Source organism: Streptomyces sp. NPDC127084, from assembly GCF_042724175.1.
In the GTDB taxonomy this organism is placed as follows: domain Bacteria; phylum Actinomycetota; class Actinomycetes; order Streptomycetales; family Streptomycetaceae; genus Streptomyces.
Window position 1 is genome coordinate 1 of sequence record NZ_JBHXFA010000052.1, and the last position, 7,974, is coordinate 7,974.

A 7,974-nucleotide genomic window follows, 5' to 3' on the forward strand; every position below is an offset into this window, starting at 1 on the left:
GCTTCCAGCGCTGCGTGGAGGAGGAACGCGACCGGGGCCGGACGATCCTGCTCTCCTCCCACATCCTCAGCGAGGTCGAGGAGTTGTGCGACCGGGTGAGCATCATCCGCAAGGGCCGCACGGTGGAGAGCGGTTCGCTGGCCGACCTGCGCCACCTCACCCACACCATCGTGAGCGCCGAACTGGTGGGCGCGCCCAACGGATTGGCGGCCCTGCCCGGCGTGCACGACCTCGCCGTCCAGCACATTCAGAACAGCCAGGGCACGCGCGTCCGCCTCCAGGTGGAGACGGACCAACTCAACGCCGTACTGCGGTCGTTGACCGAGTCGGGCGTACGCTCCCTGACCTCGAAGCCGCCCCCCCAGGTGGAACATGTACTGGCCCCCGCCCACGAGCAGGGGGGCGCATTTCACCCCCCCCACTCCCCCACCCCCCCCCCGCCGCGCCCCCGCCCCCCCCCCCCCGCCCGGCCCGCGGCCCGCCGGGCCCCGCCCCCCCCCCCACGGCAGGGCCGAGCACGGGACACTGGTGAGCGCCTGGCGCTCCTTGTCGTCAAGGCCGGGATCCGGGATCGCTCTGTCGGTCACGGGCACGGAATCGGCCAACGCACTCTCCAAGTGGGGAACTTGTGAACTGGTTCGCAGGATTGTAGCCCCGCGTCGACAAATTCCCTGGTGAGAGGCAGGCAATCCCCCGGTGGGCGCAGTGGCCCGGCTGCCGCGTGGGCACCGGCGGCACCGCACGCGTCCGGCTCCGCACAACGGGAGTGGGTGGTGCAGCGGACACTGCGCCACCCACTCCCGCGGGGGCTGCTCACATGCCGTGCACGGCGTGTGGGCTCAATTGGCGTTCACGAGGTCGTGCGCGGGGACGGTCACGGTCCGCTTGCCGGGCTCGCCGCCGAGGACGACCTTCCGCAGGGCGCTGTTGTTGTTGAGGTTGGTTTCCTTCAGCCGCTTGGCCGGGTTGGCCAGCACCTGGATGTAGTAGGTGCCGTTGGGCACATCCGTGATGTCGAACGACTGCCCCGGCAGGTCCTGGGTGTAGGTGTCACCCGAGCCGACGTCCAGCACCTCGCGGACGGAGATGGAGTTCTCCTGACCGCAGGCGGTGGACAAGTCGGTGTTGTACGGGTGCCAGTTGGCGTTCTTGACCGTGTAGTCGACGGCGTCGGTGTTGGCCAGGCAGAAGGCCTCCTTGCCGCTGCGGACCGCTTCCTTCTTGTCGGCCTTCAGCAGCCGGTAGCTGGCGAAGTCGGTGAAGTGCCAGTGCACGTGGCCGGGACGCGGGTCCCACTCCATGGTGCCGGTCGGGGTGTAGCCGACCTGCTTGCCCTTGGCGTCGTAGAAGTACTGGAAGGCGTCCATCTTGGCCTTGCCGGGCGAGCGGAAGCCGTCCACCACGAGCTGGGCCGGACCGGCGTTCCACACGTTGGCGCTGAAGGCCAGGTAGTCCCTGCCGGGGATGTTCTGGTCACCGTCGCTGATGGTGATGCCGTAGGCCGGCAGCGAGCGCAGGTCGGGCTTGGGCACATCCGGGACGGAGGGCTTGCCGGTGGGCCGCTTGGACAGCGGCTTGAGGGCGGGTGCCTTGCGCGAGCCGTCGGTCTGGCCCGCGGCGTCGCCGGCACGCATGCCGGCGCGCGCGGCCTGCAGCTTCTTCAGCGCCCACGGCAGGGCCGGGGGCGCGGCCTTCAGCGGTCCGTGGCCGACGTTGTACGAGGGGCCGGCGCCGCTCGTCACCGGTGCGGCAGCCTGAGCGGGCGTCGCGGCGTGCCCTGGCCCGTGCCCGGTGTGACCGGTCGGGGCCTGGTGGGCGGTGCCGTGCCCGGCGTGCTCCCCAGCGGTCGCCGATCGGCCAGCCGGCGCACCGGTGCCGTCCTCCCAGCTGCGCTCCTCGACGGTGACCTTCACCGTTGCGGGCTTGTCGGCGATGCCGAAGAGGTCCCGGTACTTCTTGGCGACCCTGATCTTGGCCGTGTACGCGCCGGCGGCGAGCTTCACCGGCTGGGTGTAGGAGCCGGCGTAGGTGTTGGCGGCCCACCCCTTCTCGATGCCCCACACGGAACCGAGGGTGAAGGCGTTGGTGGGGCAGCTCTCCGGATACTTGGAGGTGGAGGGCGCGTCGGGGCGGACCCGTCCGCTGGCGTTGTTCGGGCAGAAGTTTTCCGTCCGGCTGACGACCTTCTTGCCCGCCTTGTCGGTGACGGTCACCTCCGCGAAGCCGGGCAGCCCGGAGAAGTCCTTCACGGTGCCCTTGGGAAGCGTCTTGGTCTTGGCCTTGCCGCCCTCGTACACGGTCTGGGTGATGGTCACGGGGTCCTTGTAGGACTTCCGTGTCACCTTCAGCTCCAGGGGTCTTCCCTCCGCGGTCAGGTAGGTGCCGAGGTCCAGGTAGACACCCGGCTCCTCCTTCCAGGAGGTGAGCGTGACCGAGTCGGTCGCCGCGATAAGGCTCAGTTTGGGGCCGGTCGCGGCCGTGGCCTGGTCCGGCGCGGCGGCTATCAGACCGGCTGTCACGGCCATGGCGGCTACAGCCGTGGTACCGGCGAGCAGCGGGCGCCGCAGCCGGGTGGTGCGCGAAGTGGTCATCGTTCCCTCGTATTCCGGATGTTGCGAGAAGAAGGCGGGGTGCGGGCCACCCGGTGCGGCAGGTCAGGACGGTTCACCCGCCCGACCGGCGCAAAGAGAGGCACTGCCCCGTGCGAAGAGAGGGAGGAACAACGTGCCCGGTTGTCCGGACAGTCGATATCGTCGGGATGTTGTCTGAATAGCGCCGCTGTGGTGGAAAACAGACTGTTGCCATCCGGGTACGGACGTCGGCGGCGGGAGAGAGGGGACGTCACCGGCGCGACCGCCGCCCGCCGTTGTGCCGGCAAGACGGCCTCACGTACCTGATGCGGGGCAGGGGTGTCCGCCCTCGCGGGCAACTCCCGGCCGCGCCCGCCGCCTTACTGCCCCGCTCCGGCCCCCGGCACCATGCGGTCGGCGGACCGGGGCGTGCGGGGCGGAGGTCCCGTCGGATGGCGGGGTGTCCGGCGGGCGGCCGATGGCACCGCTCGACCGCCCGTGAACTGCCCGGACGGGGCGGGGTGCGGCTTCGGGCCGGGAGGGCAGCGGGTGGGGGACGATCGGGCAGTGGCGCTGCCCGACGGCCTGCTGTGCCCGCGGGGCCCCAACTCGTACGGTCCCCTTGTGAGCCTATGGACTTCCCTGGAACCCGCTTCCACCACCGTGGACCCGGGCAGCACCACCACCGTGCGGTTGCGGCTGCGCAATACCGGCGACGTCGTCGACGAGTACCGGTTCACGCCGGTCGGCGACATCGCGCCGTATGTCACGGTGTCACCGCCGACGCTCCGTATCTACCCGGGGACCACCGGCTCCGTGGAAGTCACCTTCGCGCCGCCTCGTACTCCCGATGCGACGGCGGGTCCCAACCCGTACGGCATCCAGATCACCCCCACCGAGCACCCGTCGGCGGCGACCGTCCCCGAGGGCAACCTCACCATCACCCCTTTCAGCGAAGTACGGGCGGAACTGGTCCCGCAGACCGTCAAGGGCCGCTTCCGCGGCCGCCCGAAGCTCGCTGTCGACAACATCGGCAACACCAAGCTGACCGCGTCGGTGAGTGGCAGCGACAACGGCGACCAGCTCACGTACGACATCCATCCGGCCAATGTGCAGATCGAGCCGGGCCGGGCCGCCTTCATCGATGCCACCCTCAAGCCGCGGGACATCACCTGGTTCGGCCGTGCGGAGGACAGGCCCTTCAACCTCGCAGTGCAGCGTTCGGGCAAGGAGCCCTTGGAGGTGGCCGGGACCTATGTGCAGAAGGGAGTCATGCCCCGCTGGCTGGCGACCTTCCTCAGCATCCTCTTCTGCCTGCTGATCATTTTCGTGACGCTCTGGTTCGCCTTCAGACCGCAGGTACGGAGCCTGGCGACCGAACAACTCGACGAGATCAGTGCGAGCGCGCTGCCCCCGCCGCCCTCACCACCGGTCGACGTCCCGTCCGCATCGCCGTCGGCGACCCCGGCGGAAACACCGGCCTCAGGCTCCAAGGGCGGCGGGTCCGGTGCGGGGTCCGGGGGTGGTGGTGGCGGTGGCGGTGAGTCCAAGAAGAAGCCCGACGGCCCGCTGCCCTGGCGGCCGGGCGACGGACCCAATATGTACGTGCAGTTCGCCCAGGCCAGGCTGTCCACCCTCAAGGACTCCGACCCCTGCAAACTCACCGAAGAGGTCACTCTGGGGAAGATGGACAAACCCACCGTGGCCGCGCTGAAGTGCTTTCAGAAGGCCAACGACGAGCGGTACGACGGACTGACCGTCGACACCGACGGACTGGGCAACCTCGGCCGCTCGACGATGACGGCGCTGAAGTTCGCCCACTTCGGCTCGGACACCTCCACAGTCCAGCCGGGGCAGGACAACGCCGACGTGCTCTGGATGAGCAGCGCCGTCTACTGGGCGAACACCGAGGTGTTCGACGACACCACCGCCTTCGGAGTCGGCCTGTACACCAGGACCGACAGCATCTACCTGCTCAGCCCGCAATACCGTTCACACATGGTGGCCGGCCAGGATCTCTCGAACATGATCGGCCGCTACCAGCGCGATTTGGGCCTCACGGTCACCGGAACGGCGAACGCCGAGACGTTCGCGGCGCTGCACGCCGGCAAAGTGAAGAACCAGTACGCCGCAGGGAAGGTGACGGCCAAGACCTTCCCGCAGCCACCCGTTCCAGGCGGCTGACCGGTACCCGGCGGGCCACGTGCCGTTCCATCCGCCGGAACGGCACGTGGCACAGACCCGGGGACAACGGAGGGGTCCCATCGTCACCGACATGCCCGGTGCGCAACCCGTCTGCCCACGCCTAGGCTGACGATCATGGATACCGCATCCCCTGATCCGCCCGTCGATCTGCCCGCGCTCGTCGCCGACCCGCACGCGGCGTACGCCCGGCTCCGGGAAGCCGGTCCGGCGCACCGGATGGCCGGACCCGACGGCCTGCCCATCTGGATCGTCAGCCGCTACGAGGACGTACGGCGGCTGCTGGCCGACCCGAGGCTGTCCCTGGACAAGGCGCACCGCGCTCCCGGCAACTACCGGGGCTTCTCACTGCCCCCTGCCCTCGACGCCAACCTGCTGAACATGGATCCGCCGGACCACACCCGGATCAGGCGCCTGGTCAGCAAAGCCTTCACGCCGGGCCGTGTGGAGGGAATGCGTCCGGGCATCCAGGCGCGCGCCGACCGACTCCTCGACGCCGTGGCCGATCAGGGGCACGCCGACCTCGTCGCCTCGTACGCCGCTCCCCTGCCGATCAGCGTCATCTGCGACCTGCTGGGTGTACCGCACGACTCCCGCCCGGACTTCCGGACCTGGACCGACGCCCTGATCGCGCCTGATCCCGCGGACCCCGGAGCGGCAAAGCAGGCCGTCGCGGCCATGCTCGCCTACTTCACCCGGCTGATCGCCGACAAGCGCCGTGCTCCGGGCGACGATCTGCTGACCGATCTGGTGGGTGTGCACGACGGCGGGGACGCACTCACCGAGGACGAGTTGACCTCGCTGGCCTTCCTCATCCTGTTCGCCGGTTACGAGAACACCGTGCAACTCATCGGCAGCGCCGTGCTGGCACTGCTCGACCACCCGGAGCAGCTGGCGGCGCTGCGGGACGACCCCGCCAGGATCCGGGACGCCGTAGAGGAGTTCGCCCGCTACGACGGTCCGGCGGCGCTCGCCATCCGCCGGTTCCCCACGGAGGAGATCGCGATCGGCGGGGTCGTGATCCCGGCCGGGGAGACCGTCATGCTGTCGCTCGCCTCCGCGAACCGCGACCCGGCCCGGTTCGCCGACCCCGACTGCCTCGATCCGGACCGGCACGACACCGGCCACCTGGCGCTCGGACACGGAATCCACTACTGCGTGGGCGCCCCACTGGCCCGGCTGGAAACGCAGATCGCCGTGCGCACACTGCTTCACCGCTTCCCCGGCCTGGAGTTGGACGTGCCGCGCGACGCACTGCGCTGGCGCCCCTCGATCCGGGCCCGAGGGCTCGTCGCATTGCCGGTGCGGTTCTGATCGGAGCCTGGGCGTGGGGGCGGATCCGGCAGCCGCAGCACGGCATGCAGCCGCGTGCGGCCACCCACCCGTTGGGCCTCGGGCAACTCCCACGGTCGGTCGGCGGGGCGCGGCCGGCCGGTGAACTTCCGCAGTGCGCAGGAGTGATGAGTGCGGGCTGCGTGTTCTTCGACACATTACGCAGGGGGCGCAGCCGGATTCGCATTTGTCGCTCATATGATCGACTCCGGCATATTTGAAGATACGTTTCGTCTCTTGCGTGCCACATAGTCGCGTCCGCCGCACGCAGGGCAACCGCCCGCAGTCCCAATGGAGGTTGCCCCCCATGCCGCAGGTGTCTCGTCGTGCTGCCCTGGGAGCGCTCGGACTCGGGGCCGCAGCCCTGGCAGGCTGCAGGGCGCAGGGCGCGGCCGTCGGCCCTCCCCCCGCCCGCCAGGCCGTGCGCACCGGCGACAACCCGGTGGTCCGGGAGAATCTGCTCGCCGGGTCCGCAGACTGGAAGGTCGGACACAACGGCACCCGCAGCGCGGATGACAAGGCCGGGCACATCCATGGGTACACCTCGGCCACTTCGGTGAGCCCCGGCGAGTCCCTCGACTTCCATGTGTCGGTCCGCTCCGCCGAGAAGTTCACCGTGTCGCTCTACCGCCTCGGGCACTACTCGGGAGCGGGCGCCCGCCGTCTGGCCGTCAGCCCCGAGCTCCAGGGCCGGCCGCGGCCCACCCCGACCCCGGCGGCCGGATCGCGGGTCATCGCGTGCGACTGGCCGGTGTCCTGGACCTTCGAGATACCCAAGGACTGGGTATCCGGGCTGTTCCTCGCCGTCTTCACCACCACTGACGGCCGCCGCAGCTATTCGCCCTTTGTCGTAAGGGACTTGGAGCGCGCCTCAGACATCCTGATGGTCGCCCCGTTCACCACCTACCAGGCCTACAACCTCTGGCCCCGCGACGGGCGCACCGGCAAGAACCTCTACCGCGGCTACCTTCCGGACGGGAAGACCGGCGGGAACCCCGAGCGCTCCTATGAGGTGTCGTTCGACCGGCCGTATTCGAACCTCGGACTGCCGATGGTCTTCGAGATGGACAGTTCCTTCACTCGCTGGGCCGAGCAGAGCGGCTACGACATCACGTACGCGACCAGCGTCGATCTGCACGAAGGCCGTATCGACCCGTCCCGGCACACGGCGATCGTGTTCCCAGGCCATGACGAGTACTGGTCCAGGGAGATGCGCGACCACGCCGAGGGCGCGCTCAAGGCGGGTACGCACCTGGCGTTCCTCGGGGCGAACAACATCTACTTCAACGTCCGCCTCGAACCCTCCTCGCGTCACCGGGCCCACCGCGTGGTCGCCTGCTACAAGGAGGAGCAGGACCCGAAGCCGGGCCCTGAGGGTCCCACCATTCGGTGGCGCCACCTGGACAGGAACAACAGCCGTGCGGAACAAGGCCTGCTGGGTGTGCAGTACAACGGGATGCTGAAGGAGCCGGTCCCCCTGGTGGTGCGGGAGTCCGGTCACTGGCTGTGGGAAGGCACCGGTCTGCGCGACGGCGACGAGATCCCGGATCTGGTGGCGGTGGAGGCGGACGGCTTCAACCCGAAGATGCCCAAGCCGGAGAACATGGAGCAGACCCTGCTGTCCCACTCCCCCTACTCGGACAGTATGGGACGCGGGGCGAGGATCCAGAACACGAGTCTGTGCGTCGACCGGCGCGGGACCATGGTGTTCGCCGCCGGCACCTTCAACTGGCCCATCGCGCTCAGCGAGCCCGGCCATGTCGATGAGCGCATACGGACCGCGACGAAGAACCTCTTGGCCCGCATGCTCAAGCCCCGCAACTGACGATGCTGACGGCTGCGGCCCGTCCCGGTACCGAAATACCGGGAC

4 protein-coding genes and 1 pseudogene are annotated in these 7,974 nt (G+C 69.5%); 4 read left to right on the plus strand and 1 reads right to left on the minus strand.

The window, feature by feature from the left end; genetic code table 11:
• A pseudogene (locus ACFWI9_RS14775) lies at positions 1–632 on the plus strand (hypothetical protein); the annotation flags it as partial.
• 207 nt (positions 633–839) lie between these two features.
• Here the strand turns inward: ACFWI9_RS14775 and ACFWI9_RS14780 are convergent.
• Positions 840–2,591: a lysyl oxidase family protein gene (locus ACFWI9_RS14780; protein ID WP_387161961.1), complete on the minus strand. Its 1,752-nt coding sequence runs from the start codon at positions 2,589–2,591 to the stop codon at positions 840–842.
• Positions 2,592–3,194: 603 nt separating this feature from the next.
• Between ACFWI9_RS14780 and ACFWI9_RS14785 the strand changes: the two genes are divergently transcribed.
• The 3 genes from ACFWI9_RS14785 (at position 3,195) to ACFWI9_RS14795 (ending at position 7,929) form a co-directional block, all read left to right on the plus strand.
• Positions 3,195–4,754 (plus strand): peptidoglycan-binding protein, encoded by a 1,560-nt coding sequence (locus ACFWI9_RS14785; protein WP_387161963.1) that lies wholly within the window; start codon positions 3,195–3,197, stop codon positions 4,752–4,754.
• Positions 4,755–4,889: 135 nt separating this feature from the next.
• Positions 4,890–6,086 (plus strand): cytochrome P450, encoded by a 1,197-nt coding sequence (locus ACFWI9_RS14790; RefSeq protein WP_387161965.1) that lies wholly within the window; start codon positions 4,890–4,892, stop codon positions 6,084–6,086.
• Positions 6,087–6,411: 325 nt separating this feature from the next.
• Entirely contained in the window at positions 6,412–7,929 is a 1,518-nt protein-coding gene (locus tag ACFWI9_RS14795) for a N,N-dimethylformamidase beta subunit family domain-containing protein (RefSeq protein WP_387161967.1), read from the plus strand.
• Positions 7,930–7,974 lie beyond the last annotated feature (45 nt).